This is a genomic window from Martinezella sp. CNPSo 3957, from assembly GCF_057784395.1.
In genome coordinates this window covers 1-25,511 of the sequence record NZ_JBXSOU010000006.1, presented here as the reverse complement: position 1 = coordinate 25,511, position 25,511 = coordinate 1, and the positions used below count along the sequence as shown (strand labels likewise).

Genomic DNA, 25,511 nt, shown 5'->3' with positions numbered 1-25,511 from the left:
CAGTTCGATCGGAACCTAGCGGTCTAGCGTAGGCCACCAGACAAGCAATATCAGGATAATCATGACTGCCGAAATTCAATCTCCTATTTTGCGATCGGCTCCTTCGCATATCGGCGATTTGCTGCGGCAAGGCTATCGACGCGTCTGTTTTGGCTATTGCGTGCCGACGGGAGTTATTTCCTCCTGGGTCTCATGCGGGCCATCCTTTCAGTTACAATATGATATCGAGACCGATATTGGGCTGGATAAATTGGTATATTGGTGGCTTCGCCACGGGCGGCATACCTTCGAGGGCCTGTCCGCAGCCATAGATCCGCATTTTCTTTTTGAAACTCATTTATCAATCCTAGCGGAAGATAAGAATTTCGCATCAAACTCTCCGCTGTTTCAGATCATTCAGCGCCATCGTGAGGATATACGGGATCTACACGATATCAGCACACAGGAGGGCATCCTGGCCTTCTGGAATTGGTGGCTGCAATCCGGGCGAGCGGAGTATTTCGGAGACCTTGACTGGTTTCAAACCCAGGAAATTGTCAATGTCCTCAGCGGGGCGCTAAATGACGGCGAGAATGCTCCCGATCTCGTCGTCGACGGAATTCGCTACCTTCAGCTCGTCTATTTAAAGACCTGGATATTGGACGAAACCGGTCCGGTCAGCGATCTCGTGGACAGACTCCATTTCGCATTTCTACACAACGGATTTGTCTCGCCGACACCGTTGCAATGGATAATTTACCGAAACAGAGCTGACCTGCGCGCGACCATGGACCTGAATACGCATGAGGGCGTATTTGCGTTCTGGACGTGGTGGCTCTCACATGGGCATGACGAGTATCTCGGCGGAGCCGTTTGGATTAAGCAGAAACAGGCTTTTTTTCTGCTGGATAGCCTCGAACATGAGGCCGACACATGGGATGTTCTTCGTTATGAGGCTTTATCGCAGATAAAGTCGTTGAGATTGATCGACCGTGATTCGGACAGGCAAACGTTTGATTCGATTCATTGCAAATCTCTACGTGTACACCATGGAGATGATGGTCATCTTACGCCATTAATGTTGCTTGTTCATCGCAACAGAGCGGATCTCAGGCAAACATTCAGTCTCCAAACCGATGACGGCCTGATACACTACTGGCAGTGGTGGCTTACCTCTGGATCGAAAGAGTATTTCGAAGGAATGCCATCGCTGCTGAGAGCGGAAATATCGGAGTTTCTCAGCGGGTTGCGGCCAGGGAATAGTGCGATAGTCAGCGCATTCGACGGGATGCGATATGACCTCTTATCGCAGATCAAGACTATCCTGACCAATGACGACTGCTCTCCACGCAATCTCGTCAATGCCATTCACTTTGACCATGTGCTCGATGCTGACGGCAAGATCTCCCATACCCCCACCCCTCTGATGTCGCTCATCTATCGTAACAGGCCCGACCTCCAGGCCGCGTTCGATCTCGATACGGCTGGTGGCCTGACGGGATTGTGGTCGTGGTGGTTTGCCGACGGAAAGGACGAATATCTCGGCAGCTCGGATTGGATTGCGGCCCAACATGCCACTGCCCTTCTCCGCGGACTGCAGCAGGGCGATGCAGAGGCAAGCCCATACGATGCCATCCGCTACGGCGCCATCTCGCAGCTTGAACCTGTCCTGGCCAACGGCAGTCACGCACTGGACGACCTCATCAACGCGATTCACTTCAACCATGTGCGCGACGCAGGCGGCAAGCTCTCCCATACCCCTACGCCTCTGATGTCGCTCATCTATCGCAACAGGCCAGACCTCCAGAGTGCATTCGATCTTAACAAGCCACAAGCAGTTCCTGCCTTTTGGGACTGGTGGTTCAATTATGGACAAAGCGAATATTTCGGGAAAACGGCGGGGCGGATCTCAGGAACCGACAACACGGTTGCCGCTTCAGGTCACGATGTCGCAGCAGCAATTACATTCACCAAGTCTGGAGAAGCCCCCGCATCGGAAGCGCCTGCACCCAACATTTCACTCGTCGGTTACCCGAAGGGCGAATTCGGGCTTGGAGAGGATATTCGTCTGCTCCGGGCTTCACTAAATGAAGTCGGGATCAAGCCGACAGTGGTCAAAGCCCCATGGGCCATCATGGCGCGGCAGGCGATCGATGAACCCTCTGTCGAGGCCAGCATGGCCGCATTCGATGGCGACGTCATGATCTACGTCATGCCGGCCTTCGATACGATGACCCTTTTGAACAAGGTCGGTCCCCGTGCTTTCACGGCACGTCGAAAGATCGGCTTCTGGCAATGGGAACTGGAGCGATTTCCTCCACCGGCAAAGATCGCGATGGAGTTGGTCGATGAAATCTGGTGCCACTCGGAACATTCCGCACGTGCCTTTAGGGGTGCGACGGATAAGCCGGTCATCAAGGTGCCATTGCCGGTGCTCGTGCCCGATGTCCGCGTGGTGCCGCGCTCGAAATTCGACCTGGAAAGCGACAGCTTCGTTGTTTTCACCAGCTTCGACGGCGCGTCTTCCATCTCACGCAAGAATCCACTCGGTGCAATCCAGGCGTTTCAAAAGGCGTTCCCTGCCGCAGCGCACAGCAAGGCACGGCTGATCGTCAAGGCGATGAACACGCTCGACGATTCACTCTGGCGTGAATGCATGCGCAAGGCTGTCATCGATGATCGGATCCTCATTCGAGACAAGGTCATGGATCGTCTCGAATACTATGAACTGCTACAATGTTGTGACGCGGTATTGTCCCTTCACCGGGCAGAAGGCTTCGGCCGCCTTATGGCCGAGGCAATGGCGATGGGGATTCCTGTTATCGCCTCCGGCTGTTCCGGTAACCTCGATTTTATGGACGATAGCAATAGCTGGCTCGTTAAAGGCGTGCAGATCCCTGTTTTTCCCGGAGACTATGCATTTTTCCAGGATCAAATGTGGTTTGAACCCGATATCGACTCCGCGGCGGTAGCGCTTCGCGAATGTGCGGAGGACCACGAAAAATGCCGACGGCTGGCAAGCGCTGCCAAGGAAACAATGGAGCGCTACAGTCCTCAGATTTGTGGGGCAAGATATCTCGACATCTTGAGGTCCTGAATTGACGGGCCTGACGTTCGCCCCGCAATTGCCAGGCCGGATCACTTAACGGCGGCGGGGCGACAGATGTCTCGATAGAGTGTTAATCAGCAGGGAACATTCACCCCTTTTACTTATCCAATTTTCACCTCTGTAGGTGATCAGCGCTTGGCCTGCCCGGCGCTGGCAGGGGTTGCAGAGGGTAGGCCAAGTGCGGCTGATGGGTATCTTCGGCTTTTGCTTTGAGAGCGGCTTTAAAGCGCCAGGACTCGTTGCCGGTTTCCACGATCTCACAGTGGTGGGTCAGCCGGTCGAGGAGTGCTGTCGTCATCTTGGCGTCGCCGAACACCGTCGGCCAGATTTGTCGGTAACCGGTGTTCCATTCCCACGTTGTCCTCCCCGCCCTGATCTGTGATCGCCTATCCATGGAAGAGCAACGGGAGTTTCTCCATGGAGAGTACATTGGAGGTTCTCACGGCCCTCATCGCGCCTCCGACGTTCACTCCACCACAAAATCACGCGGTCGGCCGCCAAAAAATACCCAATTCTCCCTGGCGTCCACGTCGGCATAAGTGAGGATGTCCTTCTGAGGCTCGTAAGCCATACTTCATGAAGGATCACTTTTCAGGAGGCAGGCCACTGCCTATTACAGATGAGCAATGGTGCGATCTCGTTATCAACCAGGGCCGACGGAAGTTCATCGATGGCAACGTAGTAGAGTATGATCCGCCCGTTGTAGTTGTTGTGCCTGCGTCCGTCTCCTCCCGCCAGTTCAAACTACAGCTTCTTGCGACTGGTCTCCTCGACCAGGTGGACGCATGGGTTTCCAGCCAGTCGAAGGCGGTTCAAATCGCTTATGAATATTCCGGCTCGTTCGGCCGGACGGAACCCATGGTGGCGCTGGCTTTGCGGCCACGGGCTTTATCGATCAGCAGATCGACGACTTCTTTACGGCTGCGTCGAAGCTGTAAGGCTAAAAAAATTGCGGGCCATGACCTCCCGAAGTTCCATGGGTGAGTGCACCGTATGGATGATGTTGCCGCCAAAATACGAGCGAGGGGTGGCGACTTTTATCCAATTGTAGCCTGCATACTCACAGACCAGAAGATAAAGTCGTTCAACTGCATGCGCTATCGTCGCATCAATTTGTCCAGATTCATCCGGAAAATCCCCGATCGTGAGGCCCGCCCGAAGCAGCGGGCGCAATGCCGCTGAACGAGCCCAAAACATGGAGCCCGATATGAAATCGATTGCCTCAATATGATCGATAGAGAAACCAATCCGGCTAGCCAGTTCTTGGCTTTTTTCCTTATTATCACCCCAGTTGATCCATTCTCGGATGAAGTCCACATGCTGCGGCCCAACAATCCCTAGCTTAAGATCCTGCTGAAAACATTCGAGTGTACCAGCCACTATTTCTGGAGATCCAAGCAGGCATTCGAAAAGCATCCTTCGCCAATTGCGGACCTTACCATGGTGGGGAGATACCTTTGAGTGGATGTGAAGGATGAGTTCGTATCGCTCATACGCCTCTGGAAAGGCAAGAAGCTTTGGTGCTATGTCGCGCCCTCTATTTGGGGTTACCTTGATTGATACTACACCCTTCCGCCAATCCTGAAACACCTGGGCCACAATATTTCTTTTTTCTTCAGTATCTGTGGTCAAGAATAAATCTGCTGAATTGGGGATATTTAAAAGATACTCAAATATCTCCGACGCGAGGTCCGGGTAGAAAATATGGCAGAATACGCCGACAGTCCCGGTGTAAGCCGCAGGTGTATAGCCAAGAGGCAAAGCGATCGAATGCTCCTGCGGCACGCTTGACCAAGCCTTATGGGATCGACCTTCCTTCAGCCCTGTGGTCAGAAAGTGCTCCGCCGGATCGATACCGGCTTCAAGAACATCTGGATACGATAAGAGATAAGCTTCTCCGTCGAAGTCTTCCGGGAGAATTAAACCTGAAGTATTGTCAATATCATCTTGGAGAGCATTAGATAATTTATGTATACTCATAGCCAATGCTTTACTCCAGATTAATAAGTCAGGCTGACTATACGCACAGAACGGTAAGAAATAGCCGTTGTGCATCTACGCCGACTCGATATATCCTTCGGTAATATTCCCGTAAGCTTAAACCAAACTGAAATACGTCCCGCCTTCGTATCGTCACCACGCAGAATTGGGCCTTCGCATCGCCTGCCAAGTTCTCACTGAAGCTGCCAAGCGTCAGGCTGCAGACGAGCTCGCACAGCAGGCAACGGATGCCAAAGCCGATGTTGCAATCGCTGATTATGAAAAGAGGTACGTTACTGCGTATCCATACGAGGTGGGCATAAGGACAGTTGCGCAGACGGAGATTATTGAAGGGGACAGCGAGTCTCGAGTGGTGAGCGATGGGGTGGACGCTCTTCTCGTAATGGTTCCAACACAACCATTCTGGCACGAAGATGCCGTTGAGTGGGAGCGTCCACCCCATCGCTCACATCGAGTGAGCCGTCTTGAGGTGATCTTCACTGGTCGGCGTCGTCGATTTACGAAAGAAAAGAAACTGCGGATTGTCGCGGAAAGCTTTGCGGGGAGGCCGGGCATCGGCCATAGCCCGTCAATACGGCATTAGCCGCTCTCTTTTGAACCGTTGGCGCAAATCTGTTCGATAGGGTTTGCACGGCCAGAAACAATGCGATGGTTTTGCAGGCACCTACGTCGTGCTGGAAACTTTTGCGGCGGTGGCGTGTGGGTCTGACCGGTTGTGGTGGTCTCGCTTGCGAGTAGGCCTTACAACTTTCGCCGGATGACATCCTGCAATATCTCGCGGTCCAGCGTCGGATCTGCGGCGATCTTCTTCAATCGCGAATTCTCGTCCTCGAGCTGCTTCAGCCTCTTCATCTCAGGCGGCAGCATCACAGCGTACTTCTTTTTCCAATTGAAGTAAGTCGCCTGACTGATCCTTGTCTTGCGGCAGATCTCCGCCACCGTCACCCCTTCATCATCCTGCTTCAGAATGAACGCCTTCTGGGCGTCCGAAAACTGCGATGCCTTCATCGTCTTCCGTTCCTTTCCCAGACAGAAAACTGCACCGGAAAGCTCTAACCAAAAACGGTCCAGTTTGAAGGGTTCACATCACAGGTCAGTCGATGCCCAAAATTGAAATCGTCATGGATCGGCTCCTCTCCTTCAATGACGGGTCATCGTACTCGATGTCCTCCGAAGGGCGGGTCATCCCATAATCAACACTTCGACCGGGCAACGACGGATCGCCAGTCAATTCCGGACAGTAATAGGAAACCTGTGCCGACATATCGTAACCCACCACAGTGTAGCGTCGCGACCTGAGCGCACGGCACCTGCTACTGCTCCGCACAAGTACCGGATTGCGCGCCCTGTGTACAGCTTATCCGAGCACCCCATCGTTTACATAGGTCCTACCCTCAAAGATGCCAAACTCCAAGTAATGCACAAGAGGGTTGGTGCCGGAAGCCGCGACATCCGGGTAAAGTTTCAAATACCCTGCAGTATCAAACTTTGCGGAGGGATCTCGCCCCTCATGCCAGCCAAATTCCAGGTAATGCTGGAACGGATTGATTCCAGCAGCCGCTACGTCTTTGTACCTGGCCAAATATGCTGAGGTGTCAAAAAATGCGTCGGGATCTCGCCCCTCATGCCAGCCGTACTGGTTATAGTGCTGCTGTGGATCGAGATGGGCGGCCGCTACATCCGCGTTATTCTGGTAGTAGAATTGTCCATTAATTAGCAGATCATTCGCCGTGACAGCACGACCCTCATACATACCGAAATGCAAATAATGCTCAAGCGGATCAATCTTTGCTGCGGCGACATCTGGATTGATCCGCAGATATTCCTTCGTATGGAACCGGTCAGAGGGATCTCGCCCTTCCTTCCATCCGAATTGATCATAATGCTGAAGGGGGTCGATTCCGGAAGCCGCAACATCATGATATTTCGCCAAATATTCGGACGTACTAAAGAAACTGTTCGGATCACGCCCCTCCTTCCAACCATGTTGATCATAGTGCTGGTCCGCATCAGCGCCGGCGTTGAGAACATCACGATTGTGGGTGTAATAGAACATATCATCGACTAGGCTGTCACTTTGAACAACCGCTCTATCGGAAAACTGTAGCTTCTCAATTGAAACCAAGCTTTCCACCGCTCCGCCGCCCTTGACTATCATTGTGCGGTAACCGTAGTCGACCGTCGCCTGTACTAGCCTAAAGTCAAAGATAGCCGTGTCAAAACCAGCTCCGCCGTCTAGCCAATCGTTACCGGTGCCACCCTTTAGTGTATTGTTTGCGGCATTGCCGATAATCGTATCATTGCCGGATCCGCCAATTGCGTTTTCAATTAATGAGCGGCTATCGCCATGATACTGCAGGGCATTGTAGACGTTGCCATGTGCGAAGTTGCCATCCCCAAGGTAGGCGCTTTGTGTAGCGGACATCAATGACCAACTGCCCGGTCGCAAATCTATAGACAGATTTGTTGTGTAGTTTGAGAAATCATAGGTATCGTTGCCGCCACCATCCCAAATGGTGAGAAAAATGCGATTGTCGCCGGGCTTTCCTTGTCCTACACCATCAATGAACATTTCACCGGTCGTGGGTGAAAAAGTGTAAGTCGTGTCTCCGGAATGCGTCGTGAAATTAGCACCGTACAGTTTCTGGATGGCCGCGATGTCATACATCATCAGCGACTGCGCAAAGCCGAAATCTTCGTTTGTATAACCAAAGCTCGGGAATGCCGCAAAATAGGACCTGTAGCTCATGACAGTGAATTCCATGCTGTCATGCCAAATACTCATCGTCCACGGATTATAAAATGAAGACTCAAAAGAATGCTTGAGGCCAAGTGCGTGTCCGATTTCGTGTAGAGTGGAGATCCAGGCATAATTGCCTTTGATCGGATCGGTCATCGCACTTGCGTCGGTCTGCGTACCAAACCAGACGTCACCACCCCGGTCAGAGTTCGATGGCATATATGTATGAGCGGTATCTTGCGCCTCATCCGACATGCCAAACCGTATAGTAGCACTTCCCGCATCGGCGTTTTCGATGAAGGAAAGATTCGAGACGGAGGCATATTGTGCCAACGCGGATTTTACCGCAGTCTGCATGGTGACATTGAGTGGCTGAAACGTTACCTGTTCCCCGGTGCTATAGGCGCCATACTGCGCGCCACTCGTCGGGAACGAAAAATCGAGTGAAGTTTGCGCCCAATATCGCCCGTAGATCAAGTCATCGGCATCGTCTCCAAACACCGAGACGGGATAGGTGATAGTAAGCATTCAACAAATCTCCCGGTGCATGGCGAGTCTAAAAGCCCTTTTTCACTGAACTGAATAAACGAGGAAAGGAAAGTCTGCAAGTATGGGTAGCATCATCTTTGGCACAATCCTTGATTTCCGAGCGCCATCCATTTCGATATCGTTACTGTTCTTTAAACGCGCGAACCACCTGATCGGACAGCGGTTTTGCCAAATAGGCTAACATCGTTCGCTGATCCGTCTGGATGAATGCCTCCACCGGCATGCCTGCCATTGGTGCCATATTACCCAACCGCGCCCATTCGACCGAAGGTATAGCAACTCTGATATCATAATAGCTTTGCCCAGTGCGCTGATCGGTGGTCAGGTCGGCCCCGATGCTCGTTATTCGGCCTGCTAATCCCGGCGTGGTGCGTTGATTGAAAGCCGAAAACCGAACCATCACCTCCTGCCCGACAGCCACTTGATCGATATCTCGTGGTGACAGTTTGAGTTCCGGCGTCAATGGATCCTTGTCGGGCACGATCTGCATAATCGCCTCGCCAGGCGTGACGACCGTTCCGGTAGCATGGACGACAAGCTGATGAACGATCCCCTCCTGGGGTGCGCGAATATCAACATGCGTCAGCTCATCTTCGGCAGCAACGAGCCGCTCAGAATATTCGCCGATATCACTTTCGGCCTGCCGCAATTGGTCCGATATCTCGGTTCTTTGATCGTCATCGACTTGAATAATCTGCAACTGAGTTTCGGCAATTTTTCCATTAGTTTGAGCCGCGGAGGCGACCAGGCTGCCAAGCTGGCCGGTGAGATCAGCAGCATCACGCCGTAAGCTATAGACTCGCGTCGCGGGAATGATACCCTGCTCAAGCAGTGGCTGAAGACTGGCGAGTTCGGTATTTATGATATCGATCGCCTGTCGTTTACCTTCCTGCTGAGCGCCCAACCCATCCGCCTCCTTCGAGAGCTGACGAACCCGTTCGGCTAATTGCGCCTTGCGGCCTACTCTGGATGAGCGCCGGTCTTCAAACAGCCGCCGTTCTCCATCAAGTATGGCCGCTACTTCGGCTATATCTTGCTCGTTTAGAAGGCCCTTTGGAAAAGTGATTGTTTCTTTCGCATCTCGCTCTGCCGAGAGCCGAGCTACACGCGCCGAAAGTTCCTTCAGACGCTTTAAGATGATGGCACGATTGGCACGGGCCTGCGTATCGTCAAGATGCACGAGTATTTGGTCGGCTGCAACGAGATCGCCGTTTTTGACGAACACCTGGCCAACAGTACCACCCTTTTGGTGCTGGACGGGCTTGACATAGCTGTCAACAACCAGCGTCCCTGTGGCGATAACGGCACCCTGAAGACGAATGGTGGCAGCCAATCCTCCCAGGACGCCGACGAGAAGGACAACGGCGGCGAGCGCAACCAGCGTCAGGCGGCGCACGGCGCGTTCGGCAAGCGGTGTAAGAGCGCCGTTCATTGTGCCATCTCCTCACCGCCGACAATCAGCCGAACGGGTTGAGGCCCCGTGGAGCCGGGCTGCGTTGTCCTCCTGAGAACCTCATCCTTCGGCCCGAAAGCCTGCATTTGGCCATTTGTCAACACGAGAACCTTGTCGACCGCAGCAAGCGCGCTGGGACGATGCGCAACAACGACGACAATACCTCCACGGGCCTTGACGCTCAGTATAGCTCGCGATAGCGCCAGCTCTCCATCAGCGTCGAGATTCGAATTCGGCTCGTCGAGAATGATCAGGAACGGCTCGCCATAGAGCGCGCGGGCCAGCGCAATGCGTTGTCGCTGTCCGCCCGACAACGCGGACCCTTGCTCGCCAATCTTCGTTTCAAAGCCTTTAGGAAATTGCAGGATCATGTCGTACACGCCCGCCGTCTTCGCAGCAGCAATGATCTTGTCCGAGGTCGCATCCGGATCAAACCGGGCAATGTTTTCGGCGATGGATCCGCTAAACAGTGCCACATCCTGCGGCAGATATCCGATATGTTTGCCAAGTGCATGCGGATCCCATTGCGACAGTGCTGCTCCGTCCAAGCGAACCGCTCCTGCAACCGGTGGCCAAAGGCCGACGAGCCCCCGCGCGAGTGTGGATTTGCCGGATGCGCTTGGGCCGATCACACCAACAGAATCCCCCGCCTGGAGCTCCATGGATATATTTCGTACGATCGAGTTCTTGGACTTCGGCGCTGCAAGATGCAGATTTTCAACTTTTAAGGTTTTTTCCGGCTTGGGCAAAGCGACCTCTCGCCCATTGACACATAGCAGGTCGGCGAGCCTTACCAGGCGCGACCAACTATCTCTGGCGGCAACAAAGCCCTTCCACTGGCTAATTGCCAATTCGACCGGAGCCAATGCTCGGCTGAGGAGAATGGAACTCGCGATCATGATGCCACCCGAAGCTTCCTGACGAATGACGAGGATCGAGCCAACGGCGAGCACGGCTGATTGCAGCGTCACGCGCAAGATCTTCGAAATTGTCCCGAGGGTGATGGTTAGATTTGACAAGCGTAAATGATTGCCTAGATAGCGGCTATTGATCTCATCCCACTTCGCGCCAAGCATATGACCGAAGCCCATTGCAAGCACGGCTTCGGAGTTTCTACGTGTTTCTTCCGCCAGCGCCATGCGCTCTGAAATGATCTTGGCTGCCTCTTTTGCCGGTTCGCGAGACGTCCGTTCGGTCAGGATTGTAAGTCCAACAAGTATCAACGCGCCGGCAAGCGCTGTGACTCCGATCCAGACGTGAAAAAGGAAACACAAACCAAGATAAAAAGGCATCCAGGGAATATCAAATAGAGCAGTTGGCCCCGGCCCGGAAAGAAACGAGCGTACAACGTCAAGATCCCGTACGGGCTGGAGACCATCTCCTTGCATCTGCATGCGCGCGGGAAACAGGACAAGAGAATCGTACACTGTTGTTCCAAAGCGCTCATCGACCGAGAGTCCTAAGCGCACCAGGAGCATGGAACGGACCACCTCTAGAAATCCTTGGAAAGCATAGAGCGTCGCCGCAATGATACTAAGGCCGACGAGAGTCGGTAGACTACGCGCCGGGATCACCCGGTCGTAGACCTGCAACATGAAAAACGAGCCGGTTAGTGCGAGGATATTAACAAGCGCGCTGGTCGCTCCGATCCCCAGGAAGGCCATCTTCAGTGACGATAGCACCGCCATCAGAAATGATCGGGGCGGCTTAATTGCGTTATCGAACACGTCTAAATTCCCCGCGCACTGTTGCAGACAGAACGTAAGCCACCGGACCGAAAAATTGCTGCAGCCAAACGGTCGAATAAAAACGAATTATTCGCGTCCTTGAACATAAAGGATACGTGCCCTCTCTCGTCACTCATATATTTCGGCCTCGCCCAAACTTACTTCAGCAATTGACGTGCGGAGCGTCGTGCGGTCAATCGCCTCAGAGGAAAACGAGTCACCGGGATGATCGACGAATGTGCTGTAAAACGCTGTACCGGCAGCGTCATGCTGCATCAAAGGCTGATCGTTATTCTACAATGCCCCAGAGGTTGGCGCCGAGAATCGACCGCCCTTAGGTATTGGGCGTGTCGGTTGTCCTGGTCAAGTTCTTTCGCCGTTCTCTCCTCGTTCTGGGTTAATGCGCTGTGATGTTCTTAGCGAAAGCTGTCGCTTTCGGTCTCAAGGATATGGCAGTGGTAGGTTCCACATCCCGGCAACGGAGCGCTGGCACATTCACCGAAGCTCAGATTGGTGCTGATGATATCCTAGCCTTTTGGAATGAATTAATCATTGAGGCCAGATCATTGTGCTTGCGAGCTTTATGAAGTTGAGGAAACCGGGACGATTTTGTCTTATCGGGAGATATCATATCTGGACGGCGGCGCGTCTCTCGCCTCCTGAATGAAATAGCATAGCGCTTCTTTCGCCTTACCGACCGAGGGAGCATTTCATAACTAGAGAAGGAATATGGCGAGAGAGCAGATTCGCGTTGCGGGCTAAACGGCCGATAGAGGGTGATTGCTGGATTTACCGAGGATCACATCGCACAGGAGTTCAAAGCTATGTATGCAGCTGCCCTTTTCGGGGTGATTTTCACAACGCGTACCATCACTCACCGTAACGGATGCTCATGGCAAGCATAGAACTTACTCAAAGTTGCAATCCACTGCAGCAATTTGCGAGACTGCACATTTTGAGATTAAAGCCAAAAAGCAGCGACAATCAGGATTATGCACGTAAGCACCACAGCGGCAACTGCCAGGGCGCTTTTCCATTCCTGTTCGATATATGGAAGATCCTCGTCCATCGCGTCCATCTCTGCCTGAGCGCTGGTAGACAGTATGTCCTCAAATTCGCGCGAGTCGAGTAAATAATTCGCCTAATAGTCCCCATCGGGTTTTCGCGCTCTTCGGGCATTTAGCTCAGATCGGCTCATGCACCGCCACCAACAAGGGCGCGATGTTTGCCGTGAAGGTCTGCAATGTCTTCATAGAATAAGCAAAGCACGTCGCTTGCGGGGTGCCGGCAGCTTCAGCCTCAGCCTGGAGATCGAGCGCGACACTGCCAAGCACTTTTCGGATGAACCCCCCACGTCGCACGTGATTGATGCTAGACCACCGAGCAAATGGGCCATTAGCAGGTCGTGTATCACGCAACGACCGTCTAGCTCGGCTACTCGCTTTCCATCGTGGTTTGATATGACCGCTAACCCTGATGTTTAGGGCAGGAACTCATCCTTGTCACAGGCATCAGGCCGCCTTTGATGCACAATCAACCTCTGAGATGACTGGCAAATCAATAAATTGACGAGATCGATAAAAAACTGGCTGGGGAACCTGGACTCGAACCAAGATTAACGGAGTCAGAGTCCGTCGTTCTACCATTGAACTATTCCCCAACGACCGCCAAGCGATAAAACCCTTCGCGGTGAAGGCTGGGCCTCTATAATAGAATTCGTCGCAGATGCAAATACTTTAACGCAGGCAAATGCATTTTTTTGGCGGAGCACCGTCGATACTCAAGACGGTGGCGCCTGGTGGAAGTTTAGCATTGATTATTTCACCAGCGCAACAGGCGCCTGCCGAGGACATATCCGACCGCCGTCACCATGGCGATCGCGATCGGGTACCAGAGCAGGACGAAAAGCGGGCTATCGTCCGTGCAGTTGGAAGCATAGAAGGTTGCGGCGATGCCGCTGGCGGCAAGGCCGGCAACGGCCCCAGCTGCACCTGGTTTTTCCGGCGCGCCATGGCGCAGGGCGAATAGGAAGCAAGCAAGCGGCCCAATCGACAAAAGCGGGATGAGCGTCAGGCAGAAGCGAGCATTGTGCCCGATCATCCGCGCGCTCCAGCTGTCAGCCGGCATGACGGCCATTTCGGCGGCAACGGCGGCAAGCAGCAGGATAGGCGCGGCCAGCAGCGTCCAGCCCCAGAGGCGCAGCGATGCGTCCGGCCGCCCGATGCGGAAGACGACGGCGCAGGCTGTTGCGGCAAGCGCGATGGTCACGACGAACTTAAACAGGAAACGGACCGTCTCCATCGCTGTATCGATATCGGCACGAAAGCCGATCATGGCGAAGAAGATGCCACCGCTGATCAAGATCCCCCCGACGACCGCCAGGGTCAGGACCTTGCCGATCCGCGTGCGGACCGGCGCGTCCTGCGCCAGAAGATTGATGAGGTCATCGGTTTTCACTGGTCTCACTCCGATAGAGCGCCGCTAGCGCCTTCAACGCGCGGTGCAGCGCCACGCGCACCGCCCCTTCCGTCATCTTCAGCCGGGCCGCCGTTTCCCGCACACTTGTTCCCTCGACAGAAATCGAGCGCACGATCGTCTTCCCCGGATCCTTTAACTGTTCCAGCATACGATCGACATCCAGCCGGTCCAGGGAGTCGGTGTGCTCTTCCGCCTCCAGGAAATCGATCACGTCGTCGATCGGTACGCTCACATGGCGCCCGCGCCTTCGCAGGCTGTCGATCAGCTTGTTGCGTACAATCGTCGACAGCCAGGGGCCGATCGGACGCGATGAATCCCATGTGCCGCGCTTCAGATGGACGGCCAGCAGCACCTCCTGAACCACATCCTCGGCCTCGCTTACCGGCGCGCCCAGCTGATCGCAGCGTCTTTTCGCCATGGCACGCAGACGCGGCGTCACTGCGATAAGGAAACGGTGGTAGGCCTGCGCATCACCGTCAATGGCGGCACGCATCCAGACTGCCCATTCCTCTTCGCGCGCCGAATGATTCACTCGACATCTCCTCTACGCGGGACCGCAGGCTTTCGTTACCGGCAACGGCACTTATTTTTCAAGTCCTTTCGTCTCAACGATTGGTTCTCCGCCAGATGGTGCTCATTCACATCACACACCTACCCGGCTTGGCCACCGCAGCAGATAGCCGGCGCAGTATAATCGGACACTGTCGCAAAAAAATTCCGATGCGGCTGTAACATCCGGTCAAGACGCTCCGTAGACCTCGATGCAAGCCAATGACGGCTCGCATCCATCTAGGAGACAGATCCATGAAGAACAGCATCCTCACCCTGGCCATCGCCGGCTCGATCGCATCGGCACTTGCATCCGTCGCCGTCCCGGCTTCGGCCGCCGATACCAAGGAAAAATGCTACGGCGTCGCCCTCAAGGGTCAGAACGACTGCGCCGCCGGCAAGCACGATTGCGCCGGCAAGTCGACCATGAGCTACGACAAGATGTCCTTCAAGCTTGTTCCGACGGGCACCTGCACCTCGATGAAAACCCCGAAGGGTCATGGCTCGCTGACCCCGGCCTGATCCGAAACCGGATCGATTGTCAACCATCGCTCGTAAGGAGTTTGCCATGAACAAGATGTCCGCACTCGCCCTGGCCGCCTCGGTCGCGGCAGCGGTGACGTTAGTTGCCGGCGCAACGACCGCATCGGCCGCCGATGCCAAGGAAAAATGCTACGGCGTCGCCCTCAAGGGTCAGAACGATTGCGCCGCCGGCCCCGGCACGACCTGTGCCGGCACGTCGAAAGTCGACTACCAGCGGAACTCGTGGAAGCTGGTTCCCGCCGGGACCTGCGAGACGATCAAGACGCCGAGCGGTCACGGTACCCTGGCACAGGGTCCAGCCCCGGTCTGACAAGGCAGCGCAAACGCGTGGGCGGCGCAGCCTTTCATGAGCGCCGCCCGCCTTCCGAACGCAAACCGCGTCAACTTTGCTGGAATTGCCCGAACCTGGAGGCCCGCAATGAAACCGTCAGAACTTCCCCGCCGTGCCGGCGCCGGCTTCAAGCCGGAACATTTTGCCGCGATCAATGGCGCCGCGCAGCCGATCGGCTTCTTCGAAGTCCATGCCGAAAACTATATGGGCGACGGCGGTCCGCCGCATGCGCAGCTTCGCAAGCTACGTGAGGATTATGCTCTGTCCATCCATGGCGTTGGCCTTTCAATCGGCTCGATGCAACCGCTGGACAAGGAGCATCTTGCCCGCCTGAAGATCGTCTGCGATCGCTACGAGCCTGAAAGCTTTTCGGAGCACCTCGCCTGGTCGACGCACGATACGACCTTTCTCAACGATCTCCTGCCCCTGCCCTATACCGAAGCGACGCTCTCGCAGGTCTGCACCCATATCGATCAGGTGCAGACAATACTTGGTCGCCAAATGCTGCTGGAGAATCCGGCTACCTACCTCCTCTTCGAGGAAAGCACGATCGAGGAAACGGAGTTTCTGGCTGAAGTCGCCCAGCGCACGGGCTGCGGCCTGCTGCTCGACGTCAACAATGTCTTCGTCGCCGCTACCAACCACCATATGGACGCACGGTCCTATCTCAAGCGCTTTCCGGTGCAATGGGTGCGCGAGATTCATTTGAGCGGTCATTCGGAAACCATCGACGATGCCGGTGCGCCGCTTCTGATCGACAGCCACGATACACCGGTGAAGGATCCCGTCTGGGCACTTTATGAGGAACTCATCGGGCGTACCGGGCCGATCCCCAGCCTGGTCGAATGGGATAATGACGTGCCCGAATGGCCGGTCTTGAGGGCCGAGGCAGAAGCGGCCGACGCCATCCTGAAGCGTGCCGCCGCACGCCGGGCAGCCTGAGGAGGGATCGATGTCTCTCGCCACGCAAAACGAATTCGCCGCAGCGCTCGTGGATCCCACTCTCGCGGTGCCCGATGGACTGACGGCCTGGAACGGCTCACGGCCCGCACGGCGTTTCGGCGTTTATCGCAACAATGTCGCCACTGGCCTGATCGGCGCGCTCGCCTCGCGCTTTCCGGCTGCGGAAAAAATCGTCGGTGAGGAATTCTTCGCTGCCATGGCGCACGAGTTCATCCGCCTGCATCCGCCGCGCTCACCGCTGCTGCTGACCTATGGCGACGATTTTCCCGATTTCGTCGAGAGTTTCGAACCCGTGCAGGACGTCCCCTATCTGCCCGATGTCATGCGATTGGAAGCGCTGCGGGGACGGGCCTATCACGCGGCCGACACTGTGCCGCTTGATGCGGCTCTCGTGGCGACCATCGAACCGGCCGGCCTAGCGGAGCTGACTTTGGTGCCGCATCCTTCCGCCTCGTTGGCGCGTTCCGCCTATCCGGCCATCACCATCTGGGCGATGAACACCGGCGAAATCGAGCTTGCCGATATCGACGATTGGACGGGCGAGGATGCTCTCGTCATCCGCCCGCAGATGATTGTCGAAGTACATCGCCTGCCGCGGGGTGGCGCGACCTTTCTGGAGCAGCTGTTTTCGGGCGCCGCCCTTGGCCAGGCCTATGAGACGGCTCTTGCTGAAGTCGCCAATTTCGATCTTTCCGCCAACCTCGCCGGTGCGTTCACGGCAGGCGCTTTCATGGCCATTGGCTGAACGCCGAGAGGAATGAAGATGCAGAACCAGTTGATGACGACCGCCCCGGCCGAACGCGAGACCATGCCGAAAAGGCTCTACAGCGCCCTGAAACTTCTCGACCGCATCCCTCACGATCTGATCGCGCTTATTGCGCGTTTGTCGATCGCCGCGGTCTTCTGGCAATCCGGCCAGACGAAGGTGGATGGGTGGCATGTGACCGACAATGCCGTCTATCTCTTTCAGACGGAATACAAGCTGCCACTGGTCGATCCCTGGATCGCCGCGCATATTGCCGCCTTCAGCGAGCATTTCTTCCCCTTCCTGCTGGTCATCGGATTGGCAAGCCGGCTCTCGGCACTGGCGCTGCTCGGCATGACCTTGGTCATCGAGATCTTCGTCTATCCCGATGCCTGGCCGACGCATGGCACATGGGCAACCTGCTTTCTGGTAATCATTGCGGGCGGGCCGGGACGCATCGCGCTCGACCACCTGATTGCCAGACGGTTCAGCCGTTCGGCCTGAGATCGGTCAGACGGGAGCGCCAATTATAAATGGCGCTCCATGATGCCAGCTAAATGCGCGTTTTGATTTTGCGCCTGTCGTTGTTGCGAAACCGCAGTGGACTTCGCGCGGCTTGCTCTAGCGCAGGACGGGTTCGCCGTGGAAACGGCGGTGCGACGGCTTCGAGACCCCGAAACCCACCTCCATCATCAGCCGCGGCTTCTGCGTCGGCACGGTGCCCATATGGAAACCGAAGGGATCTTCAACAAAGCCGGAGCCAGCCTTGCCTGTCAGCGTCAGCGCGTTCGCCTCGCCGTAATAATCGAGCACCTCGTTGGCCGGATGCCCGACAAGCAAGGTCAGCTGATGCCGGACACGTCGGCGCCTGTGGCTTCCCTTGACGAAGACATGTGGGCCGGTGCCCTCATCCACATCGACGAGATTGAAGAAGAACTTCAGCATCCGCCAATCATCGAGATCGAAGTGGTATTTGTCGAGCGAGGCGAGGCTTCTGTCGGCCTCGGAAGCCTGCGTCGGGAAGCTCCACCAGATGCGAGTGGTGATTACCTTGGCCTGCCCGCCGAGATATTGGCGGGCGACATCGATCAGCAGCGGATCGCGCTGGACCGCCATGACGGCCTCGCAGTCGAGCGAACGCTCGAAGAAGTGTCCGCTCAGAAGCGGCCGTCCGAAACGACCCTCCGCTTCCTTATGTTCGCTTGCGACGAATTCGAGCTTCCTGTTGAAATTGCCGAAGCAGGCGGTATGGGCGGCGAATTCGGCGATCTCCCGATGAATATGGTCCGGCAGCATCAGGCTCGGATAAATGCCGTCATTCCGCAGGGCGTTGACGATGGCGCTGCGATCGGCGCCGGCAAACATCGAGGTGCCGGAAACCGGAAGCCTGACGGGCTGCTTGGTGGCCAGCCAATGGATACGCCGAAACGGGAGGGTCCTGGCCAACAGGAACATAGGCAGCCAGGCCGGGTTCTCTTTGAGATCGGTCAGGTAAGTCGGTATTCTCACAGCCATTCGCCTGAAGCGGCTACCCTGTCGGGCGATGGACTCCATGTCTTCTGCCGGGGGATTGTGCATCGCGATCCTTTCCACGCCTTTAAAAGATCCACGCCAACAAGCCCCCAACCCGCTGACGACAATTCATTGAAACCTTAACATTTATTCGCGCTCGCGAACGTCTGCTGCACTGCGGCAAATAGAAGTGGGGCGGCTCTGGTCAAGAGGTGAGAAATCAAAACCTGATTGAATCGGTAGGAATTCCTGCAGAAACACGTAACGCTTTTGAAAACGTTTAAGAAATCGCGCGGCGCGGTTGTTTTTAGAGGTCTCGGCAAAATTCAGCGCAAGGGATCGCAAGGACGGCGCGCGGTGTTTGCCGTTGCTTAGGATAATGGTGCTAGAATTTTGCTAGGAGCAAATGGAAGAGTAAAGTTGCAGATGGGAGATAGCGGCCTGTATCGGTCGCAATATCCCTGTCTTCGAACAGTCATATTCCTGTTCGCATTATTGGCTAAATGAGCGAGAAAACGTCAAAGAAGGCCCCTTAGATGACAGAAACGAAGACCTTTGAGCCGGCGGAAGGTATCGTCGATTTCGACGCGGGCGAGGGCGAGAGCCCAACCGTTGTGGAGATGGACGATTATACCAAAAGTCTCGCGCAGGCGAAGGCCAAATCCGTCAAGCTGATCGACGCCATCACCGGTCAGGTGCTGAAGAAAAAAGATGCCGTCCATGTCGATGATCTCCGCCCCTCGCTGGCGGATTTCATGCGGCTGAAGCATCCCGAGCTTCGTGCCGACGACTATATCAGCCGCAAGGTGATGGACGATTATCGCGCCCAATATATCGCCGAGCTGCTAACGGTGGAGCGCGGCGAGCTTTCCAACCTCGAGGACGAGGTCGTCGAAAGCCTGAAGACACATGATACGCTGGCCGAAAACATCGAAGAGGATTACGAGGACCACCGCTCGATCGGCGACCGCATGGCGGATGGCGTCGCGTCCTTCGGCGGCAGTTGGACATTCATCATCTCCTTCTGTCTGTTTCTCGCCGTCTGGATGATGATCAATCTCGTCATGGGCGAAAAGCAGGCCTTCGACGCCTATCCGTTCATCCTGCTGAACCTCGTTCTTTCGACGATTGCAGCCCTCCAGGCGCCGATCATCATGATGAGCCAGCGCCGCCAGGAAGAGAAGGATCGCCTGCGCGCCCTCAACGACTACAAGGTCAATCTGAAGGCCGAACTGGAAATCCGCCACCTGCATGAAAAGGTCGATCACCTTCTCAATCGCCAATGGGAGCGCCTGACCGAAATCCAACAGATCCAGATCGAGATGATGCTGGAACAGGCCAAGGCGGCGACCCGGGCGATCAAGGCCAATAAGGCAGCGAAGGCGAAGACGAGTGCGCTGAAGAGCCTCTTCACCAAGGTTAAGGACGCCGATCCGGACGATTCCGTCAACTGACCAGGCGGCTAGCGCTTACGCGCCGAGTTAAAAAACCTATATTCACGAATAATGCGCCGCCGGCCGAATGCCAAGAATGTTAATCTGCTCCGAACGCAACGGTGAAATTTGCCTTGAAAACCTCAAGATGCTTCCTTCCAATAAGTATTGGACTGGTTCAGGCATGCCTCGATGTGTGAGCGTACCGAGCCGCGATCACGATCGATCGCCGCAATAAGCGAACGTGCATCGCAATAGTTCTTCGCAACATGCTGCTTGCCTTTGGGCCTCCGCTCTCGACAATGGTTCTTGCGGAAATGAGGAAGGGACGCCACCAGGTTCCTTACTGTGCGCAGCTTGCGCATTGAGAAACATGAAGCTGACATTACGCGAAGGCAACAACGATGGAATTAAATTTTGCTCCGGCCTCTCAATCAGAGGACGCTGACGATTTAGCCAGAGAATGCCAGCGTCGCTTGCTGCCCATCATCAACGAAGTCGTTCGAAGTGCGGTTGCAGCTGGATGGAGCGAAAGTGATGTTCTTCTGGCGACGGTTGATGTTGCCTGGGCGCTCTATGAAGGATGCCGAAGCGAATCCGGTAGCCATTGACAGCAGACGACGAGTTTCTCAACGCTTTAGTCCGCGTTTTCATTCGAGGCTGATCCATTCAGTCGCGAGGAACTCCTATATCGGATCAGGGTCACGACGAAATGTAAAGCTGGGTGAAGTCGCGACGCAAATGAACAGCCGTTCCCACAAGCGACTTGGGGGCCATCGCGAGGTGGGCTATATGGTCATTATAGTTAAAGAGAACTACAATGCAGCGATCGCCATACGACGATAAAAGTTGGACCGTTGCCAATGCAAAGGCCAAACTTTCCGAAGTCATGGAGCGGGCCCAATCCGCGCCCCAGACAATTACGCGAAACGGCAAGCCCAGCGTCGTTGTCGTCTCTGCCGAAGAGTGGCAGAAGAAGACATCACGCAAGGGTTCGCTCGCACAGTTTCTAATGGAATCGCCACTACGCGGTGCGGACCTCGACCTTGAGCGTCAACGCGACGAACCGCGTGACCTGCCGCTGTGAGGCTTTTGCGCGACACCAATGTTTTGTCAGAAGTAACAAGGCAAGTCCCCGAAGCCCGTGTTCTGGAATGGCTGGATGGACTCGATGAGGATCGTACATTCATCAGCATAATATCAATTGCGGAAATTCGGCGAGGCGTCGCGTTGATGGACGCTGAGCGAAAGCGTGATGCGCTTACTGAATGGTTGGCGACAGACCTCCCCCCGCACGCTTCGAAAATCGGGGGATCACTGTGAATGAACCGATCGCCTTGGCGTGGGGCGATCTTATGGGCCTTGCGAAGCGCAGTGGCCGAGGGCTGACACAAGGGCTCATGCGTCAGCGACCGGGCGTAAAAGCCATATCAGACAATCCGCTGGCCGAACCATCTTTTTCTTGCCGTCACGTTTCGGGAACTGGCGGCACGTCGGATGGCTCATCGGCCAGAATACCGGCGATCGCAATGACCCGGGTTCGGAGCCGTGGCGAAAGGCGCAGCATATTCTCGATCAGTTGCCGCCCATCGGTCGTTGCGAGGTAGGCAAGACGCTCGTCGAGCTCAGCCGCCGCCGCGTGGACATCTTTGGCGCCGGGTTCCGGCAGACCATCAAAAAAGCGTGCTGGCGAAATCCGCAGGAAGCGTGCAATCTCATAGAGCATCGAGGCGCTGACACGGTTCTGGCCGGTCTCGTATTTATGCATCTGCTGATAGCTAATACCGATCCTGTTTCCCAAATCCCCTAGCGACAGATTCCATTGAATGCGGAGAAGCCGGATCTGGCGTCCGACGTGACGATTGACGGGGTGGATGTCAGCATGCGGCGGGACAACGATCCGTCGTGGACTGGCTCTCATCTTCGATAACCTCAAGGTTGCAAAGAGGCGATGCTAGCGTGACTTGGCTATTGGGACTTTCAAAATTCGGGCGTTCTTTCAAAATCCTGGCATTTTCGTAATATCCCGCAATTTTGATCGAGGACCTGTCTGCAACCGATTGGCGATCTTTTCCGCGCGCGCTACTATCCTCCCCCATATATAGCGAGGGCGCGCCTGATGCCAAAATACAAGAGGTTGTCGGATGATGATCTATTGCTGGCGATCGATCGAACACGCGCCGAGATCGAGGGGCAGAAGCAGATTGTCGCCAGACTCGTGGCTGCTGTGGAATTCCCGGATGGGGCCAGCTATCAGGGGCTAATGGACACACATATCCTGATGCGCGCCCTGCTGGAATCCGATCTCGCGAAAATGATCGCCGAATGGCAGCGCCGGAAATAAGGTGCTCAGCTCGAGCAGCCGACCGGAAAGTGTTTTATTTCCTGTCTGTCTGCTCCGACATCTACGGAGCTGAATAGCGCCTCCCTGACCAGACTGACAGGAGGACAACAAGCACCAGTTGGCGCTTACTATATGGGAACGGAGAATAAGTTTCTCCGCCCCTCCAAAGCAAGCAAGCCGGTAGCCGAATGCGGAGGGACCGGAATCCTTCTCCGACTGTTTCGCTTACAGCCGCCAAGGCGATCGCGGGATGCCGACAGAACCGATTAAGCGCTCACAAGCCAAATTTCGTAAAGGTAATCGACGGATAGACATCCGGCATCACGCTCTTCATGAGGTCACGCTCGGCGGGCGTGGCTTCCGATCCCACTACACGCGGGTCGCTGCGTGTTCCTGCCAGCCGAATATATCCCGCGTCAACAATCTGCCCCTGGCCAATCGTGATCGTACTTTCACCCCCGAATGGGCGGACATAGCTGAATGTTCTACCGAAGAGGCCGTCCTGGTCACCTCCCGCTTCAATGGTAGTATTTCCATAACGGCACGACGCGTAAGTAATGGAGTAGCGACCAGGGGCAACGGGTACGAACCATCTCTCATATTTTTGCGCAGTCGCGGAGAACAATTGGCCGAGGGACAGTTTATTTGGATTTTGCAGACGATACGCGGCTGCGGAACCAACCGACAGAGGCGGTTCCGTCTCGTCTGGCTTTCCTGCATTCATTCGACGCAGAGTGATATAACCATCGCAATTCACATCACCTAAGAACGGTGAATCCACCATTCGCACGAGAAGGAGCGAGCCCTTCTCCTTCTGCTTTGCGAAAATCTGGGCTGACCCTTCATGCTGCTGAGCAGCGACCTTGGCCGGGTCTGGCGTCCCGGCGCAGCTAGCCAAAAGGCATACCGTCAGGCCGATAGCAGCGAAGAATTTTGCGTACATTCTGAAATCCTATTCGATGTAAAACGCGCCTTCGTAAAGGAACATCAGCAAAGGTGAGGAAATATTCGAGAACTCGTTGGGTTTCATTCTCATCGCGTCAGGGATCTTTCGACCGCTCGCCTCGACGCTCTTTTCAAGGTATTGAATAACGTCGTTAAGGGCGAGCTCGAATTGGTCGTTGACGACAGCGCCACGGAGATGCCTCGCCAAGCTCTAGGCATCCTCCTCCAACACGAATTGCACGTCACTCGAGTCGTACCTTCCCGCCCATTCGCCCGGACCATGCCATTCCTTCGGCGCTACAGTACCCGCCGGCTGCCAGCCAAATGTCTCTGCAAGGGTAAGCATGACGGCCCAATGACGATTGGTTAACTTGATCGTCTCGCCTGCGTCGTTACGAAGATCCACACCCATAGAAAGTCCTTTAAAGCTGAGGTCACTCTTCCTCGTCCCAGAAGGAGCCAACTGGGCCATATTCTCCATCAATAATGATCGGGCACCATCCAACATCATGATTGAAGAACGCTAAGTCTACAATTTTATAGTTACCTTCGCCAATTTTCGCGAGAGTTACCTTCCCAAAGCAATTATGGGTATACATCCCTCCGCCATACGCGGGCACGCGTTCGTCAATCTTCTTGGCGCTCCAGTCACTGACTTTGCTATGCGCTGAAGGAAGGGGCTCGATGAAACTTAGCTCGAAATTGAGTCCGCGAATTCGACACAGGCACGGTATATCTTTCTGCTCAAGCAATGTCCGGGTCACTAAATTTCTTGCGATGGTAAGCTCAATCTCTATCATCGGCTCCTCGAAACAACTAGGTCTCCTGTCTACTCTTCCTCGTCCCAGAAAGAGCCAACCGGTCCATAATCTCCGTCGATGATGATCGGACACCATCCCACAGTGCGATTAAAAAAAGACAGACTGAGAACACGATATTTGTCGCCCTCAATGGGGGCGAGGCTTAATTTGCCAAAGCAATAGTGCGTATATTTTCCACCTGCGCCAGCTGGAGCACGTTCGTCTAATTTCGTTCGATCCCAATTGCTAACCACACCATGGGCATCAGGAAGCGGTGAAGCAAAATCAATTTCGAATTCACCGGCAACGCGGCAAATGCACGGAATATCTTGCTGCTCCAAGAGAGAGGAAGTAACGAGGTTCATCGCAATTCTGAGTTCGATTTCCATCATGGGTTCCTTGGAACGACGACTTAACGAGAGAAGTATTGTTTGAACGTTGCCGTTGGACTGAAATACTGGGCTCCGTTGGGATCTCTAATTGCCACGACTTCGATGCCATTTTTTTTCGTCACTCCATCAACAACGACGAAATGAGAAAAGCCCGTCGTTTATCCTCTAGGCGAACAATGACTGGCGTACCATCGGCCGTGTAGCAAGCGAGATCATCGACATTTCTAAAGTTATAAGGTAAGCCCACGGTGAAGGCCGTCTTGCGATAGAGGGCTGCTGACTGCCAGTCCTAGTGGTAACACTAGGAGTAGTCATATGACGAAGCATCCAATTGAGGTTATCACGTCCGTAGAGCGCCGTCGTCGCTGGTCACGCGAAGACAAAGAGCGCCTCGTCGCGGCCTGCTTTGAGACGGACGCGGTTATCTCTGAGATTGCTCGCGCGGCCGGTATCCATGTCAGCCAGTTGTTCCGTTGGCGCAAGGAGCTGTGCCGGATCGAGGAGCCGAAGACCGAGACGGCAACCACGTTGGTGCCGGTGATCGTGTCCGAGACCGCGCCAGCAGTCTCTCCGGTTCAACCGGAACCGCCCACCACATCCCATGCTCGTCGGAAGCGTAGCGATGTAACGATTGAGCTTGGTCGGGGCAGACGGGTCCGCGTGGATAGTGATATCGACACGGAAGCGCTTGGCCGCATTCTTGATTGTGTGCTGGGTCGTCGAAGATCCCGGTCCCTGCTGGTGTAAAGGTCTGGCTGGCGACAGGCCATACGGACATGCGAAAGGGTTTTCCGGGTCTGTCGTTGATGGTGCAGGAGGCGCTGAAGCGTGACCCGATGTGTTGGCACCTGTTCGTATTCCGCGGCCGCGGTGGCGGCCTGATCAAGGTGATCTGGCATGACGGCCAGGGAGCCTGTT

The 25,511-nt window shown here is 55.1% G+C and carries 23 protein-coding genes, 1 tRNA gene and 4 pseudogenes; 14 read left to right on the top strand and 14 right to left on the bottom strand.

The window, feature by feature from the left end; translation table 11 throughout:
• Positions 1-61: 61 nt before the first annotated feature.
• Positions 62-3,076 carry a glycosyltransferase family 4 protein gene (locus tag AC13QE_RS15925; protein ID WP_488484384.1) on the top strand — a complete coding sequence of 1,005 codons (3,015 nt, stop codon included), beginning with the start codon at positions 62-64 and terminating at the stop codon, positions 3,074-3,076.
• A gap of 124 nt (positions 3,077-3,200) precedes the next feature.
• Here AC13QE_RS15925 and AC13QE_RS15920 read toward each other — a convergent pair.
• A pseudogene (locus AC13QE_RS15920) lies at positions 3,201-3,413 on the bottom strand (ATP-binding protein); the annotation flags it as partial.
• Between the two features lie 119 nt (positions 3,414-3,532).
• Here AC13QE_RS15920 and AC13QE_RS15915 point away from each other — a divergent pair.
• Positions 3,533-3,627, top strand: a pseudogene (locus tag AC13QE_RS15915) (AAA family ATPase); the annotation flags it as partial.
• A 376-nt stretch (positions 3,628-4,003) separates the two neighbouring features.
• On the opposite strand, the gene AC13QE_RS15910 reads toward AC13QE_RS15915, so the two are convergent.
• From AC13QE_RS15910 to AC13QE_RS15875, 8 genes and pseudogenes are all read right to left on the bottom strand, one after another.
• Positions 4,004-5,143, bottom strand: coding sequence for a rhamnan synthesis F family protein (locus tag AC13QE_RS15910; RefSeq protein WP_488484383.1), 1,140 nt, complete (start codon positions 5,141-5,143; stop codon positions 4,004-4,006).
• 667 nt (positions 5,144-5,810) lie between these two features.
• A pseudogene (locus tag AC13QE_RS15905) lies at positions 5,811-6,097 on the bottom strand (transposase); the annotation flags it as partial.
• Positions 6,098-6,446: 349 nt separating this feature from the next.
• Positions 6,447-8,357 (bottom strand): M10 family metallopeptidase, encoded by a 1,911-nt coding sequence (locus AC13QE_RS15900; protein ID WP_488484382.1) that lies wholly within the window; start codon positions 8,355-8,357, stop codon positions 6,447-6,449.
• 142 nt (positions 8,358-8,499) lie between these two features.
• The gene (locus AC13QE_RS15895; protein WP_488484381.1) at positions 8,500-9,810 is read right to left on the bottom strand and encodes an HlyD family type I secretion periplasmic adaptor subunit; all 1,311 of its coding nucleotides are present in this window, start codon (positions 9,808-9,810) and stop codon (positions 8,500-8,502) included.
• Positions 9,807-11,519 (bottom strand): type I secretion system permease/ATPase, encoded by a 1,713-nt coding sequence (locus AC13QE_RS15890; protein ID WP_488484567.1) that lies wholly within the window; start codon positions 11,517-11,519, stop codon positions 9,807-9,809. The genes AC13QE_RS15895 and AC13QE_RS15890 overlap by 4 nt, the downstream gene beginning before the upstream one ends.
• 1,625 nt (positions 11,520-13,144) lie before the next feature.
• Positions 13,145-13,218, bottom strand: a tRNA-Gln gene (locus AC13QE_RS15885).
• Between the two features lie 161 nt (positions 13,219-13,379).
• A complete protein-coding gene (locus tag AC13QE_RS15880) occupies positions 13,380-14,015 on the bottom strand; it encodes an NrsF family protein (protein ID WP_488484380.1) in 636 nt (211 codons plus the stop codon).
• The gene (locus AC13QE_RS15875) at positions 14,002-14,568 is read right to left on the bottom strand and encodes a sigma-70 family RNA polymerase sigma factor (RefSeq protein WP_488484379.1); all 567 of its coding nucleotides are present in this window, start codon (positions 14,566-14,568) and stop codon (positions 14,002-14,004) included. Before AC13QE_RS15875 ends, AC13QE_RS15880 begins: the two co-directional genes overlap by 14 nt.
• 272 nt (positions 14,569-14,840) lie before the next feature.
• Between AC13QE_RS15875 and AC13QE_RS15870 the strand changes: the two genes are divergently transcribed.
• The 5 genes from AC13QE_RS15870 to AC13QE_RS15850 all read left to right on the top strand — a co-directional run bounded on the left by AC13QE_RS15870 (position 14,841) and on the right by AC13QE_RS15850 (position 17,671).
• A complete protein-coding gene (locus tag AC13QE_RS15870) occupies positions 14,841-15,107 on the top strand; it encodes a BufA1 family periplasmic bufferin-type metallophore (RefSeq protein WP_092718462.1) in 267 nt (88 codons plus the stop codon).
• Between the two features lie 46 nt (positions 15,108-15,153).
• Positions 15,154-15,438 (top strand): BufA1 family periplasmic bufferin-type metallophore, encoded by a 285-nt coding sequence (locus AC13QE_RS15865; protein ID WP_488484378.1) that lies wholly within the window; start codon positions 15,154-15,156, stop codon positions 15,436-15,438.
• Between the two features lie 108 nt (positions 15,439-15,546).
• Positions 15,547-16,401, top strand: a complete 855-nt coding sequence (gene bufB, locus AC13QE_RS15860) for an MNIO family bufferin maturase (protein ID WP_488484377.1) — start codon at positions 15,547-15,549, stop codon at positions 16,399-16,401.
• 10 nt (positions 16,402-16,411) lie between these two features.
• Positions 16,412-17,167, top strand: a complete 756-nt coding sequence (locus tag AC13QE_RS15855) for an HvfC/BufC N-terminal domain-containing protein (RefSeq protein WP_488484376.1) — start codon at positions 16,412-16,414, stop codon at positions 17,165-17,167.
• 18 nt (positions 17,168-17,185) lie between these two features.
• Entirely contained in the window at positions 17,186-17,671 is a 486-nt protein-coding gene (locus tag AC13QE_RS15850) for a DoxX family protein (RefSeq protein WP_488484375.1), read from the top strand.
• 117 nt (positions 17,672-17,788) lie between these two features.
• On the opposite strand, the gene AC13QE_RS15845 is transcribed toward AC13QE_RS15850, so the two are convergent.
• Entirely contained in the window at positions 17,789-18,745 is a 957-nt protein-coding gene (locus AC13QE_RS15845; protein ID WP_488484374.1) for a phytanoyl-CoA dioxygenase family protein, read from the bottom strand.
• A 470-nt stretch (positions 18,746-19,215) separates the two neighbouring features.
• Between AC13QE_RS15845 and AC13QE_RS15840 the strand changes: the two genes are divergently transcribed.
• The 4 genes and pseudogenes from AC13QE_RS15840 to AC13QE_RS15825 all read left to right on the top strand — a co-directional run.
• Entirely contained in the window at positions 19,216-20,133 is a 918-nt protein-coding gene (locus AC13QE_RS15840) for a DUF1003 domain-containing protein (RefSeq protein WP_488484373.1), read from the top strand.
• Positions 20,134-20,516: 383 nt separating this feature from the next.
• Complete coding sequence (locus AC13QE_RS15835) at positions 20,517-20,723, top strand: hypothetical protein (protein ID WP_488484372.1); 207 nt, start codon at positions 20,517-20,519, stop codon at positions 20,721-20,723.
• Positions 20,724-20,932: 209 nt separating this feature from the next.
• Positions 20,933-21,199 carry a type II toxin-antitoxin system Phd/YefM family antitoxin gene (locus AC13QE_RS15830; protein ID WP_488484371.1) on the top strand — a complete coding sequence of 89 codons (267 nt, stop codon included), beginning with the start codon at positions 20,933-20,935 and terminating at the stop codon, positions 21,197-21,199.
• Positions 21,196-21,503, top strand: a pseudogene (locus tag AC13QE_RS15825) (PIN domain-containing protein); the annotation flags it as partial. The gene AC13QE_RS15830 and the pseudogene AC13QE_RS15825, both read left to right, overlap by 4 nt.
• Positions 21,504-21,580: 77 nt before the next feature.
• Here the strand turns inward: AC13QE_RS15825 and AC13QE_RS15820 are convergent.
• A complete protein-coding gene (locus AC13QE_RS15820) occupies positions 21,581-22,033 on the bottom strand; it encodes a helix-turn-helix domain-containing protein (RefSeq protein WP_488484370.1) in 453 nt (150 codons plus the stop codon).
• Positions 22,034-22,267: 234 nt separating this feature from the next.
• Here AC13QE_RS15820 and AC13QE_RS15815 point away from each other — a divergent pair, with 234 nt between their 5' ends.
• Positions 22,268-22,456 carry a hypothetical protein gene (locus AC13QE_RS15815; RefSeq protein ID WP_488484369.1) on the top strand — a complete coding sequence of 63 codons (189 nt, stop codon included), beginning with the start codon at positions 22,268-22,270 and terminating at the stop codon, positions 22,454-22,456.
• 274 nt (positions 22,457-22,730) lie between these two features.
• Here AC13QE_RS15815 and AC13QE_RS15810 read toward each other — a convergent pair whose 3' ends face one another.
• From AC13QE_RS15810 to AC13QE_RS15800, 3 genes are all read right to left on the bottom strand, one after another.
• A complete protein-coding gene (locus AC13QE_RS15810; RefSeq protein WP_488484368.1) occupies positions 22,731-23,399 on the bottom strand; it encodes a hypothetical protein in 669 nt (222 codons plus the stop codon).
• Between the two features lie 436 nt (positions 23,400-23,835).
• A complete protein-coding gene (locus tag AC13QE_RS15805) occupies positions 23,836-24,201 on the bottom strand; it encodes a hypothetical protein (RefSeq protein ID WP_488484367.1) in 366 nt (121 codons plus the stop codon).
• A 29-nt stretch (positions 24,202-24,230) separates the two neighbouring features.
• The gene (locus AC13QE_RS15800; RefSeq protein ID WP_488484366.1) at positions 24,231-24,590 is read right to left on the bottom strand and encodes a hypothetical protein; all 360 of its coding nucleotides are present in this window, start codon (positions 24,588-24,590) and stop codon (positions 24,231-24,233) included.
• Positions 24,591-24,908: 318 nt separating this feature from the next.
• Between AC13QE_RS15800 and tnpA the strand changes: the two genes are divergently transcribed.
• Entirely contained in the window at positions 24,909-25,340 is a 432-nt protein-coding gene (tnpA, locus tag AC13QE_RS15795; protein WP_488484365.1) for an IS66-like element accessory protein TnpA, read from the top strand.
• Positions 25,298-25,511: IS66 family insertion sequence element accessory protein TnpB (gene tnpB / locus AC13QE_RS15790; RefSeq protein ID WP_488484364.1), on the top strand; the 214-nt coding region annotated here is incomplete at its 3' end. The genes tnpA and tnpB, both read left to right, overlap by 43 nt.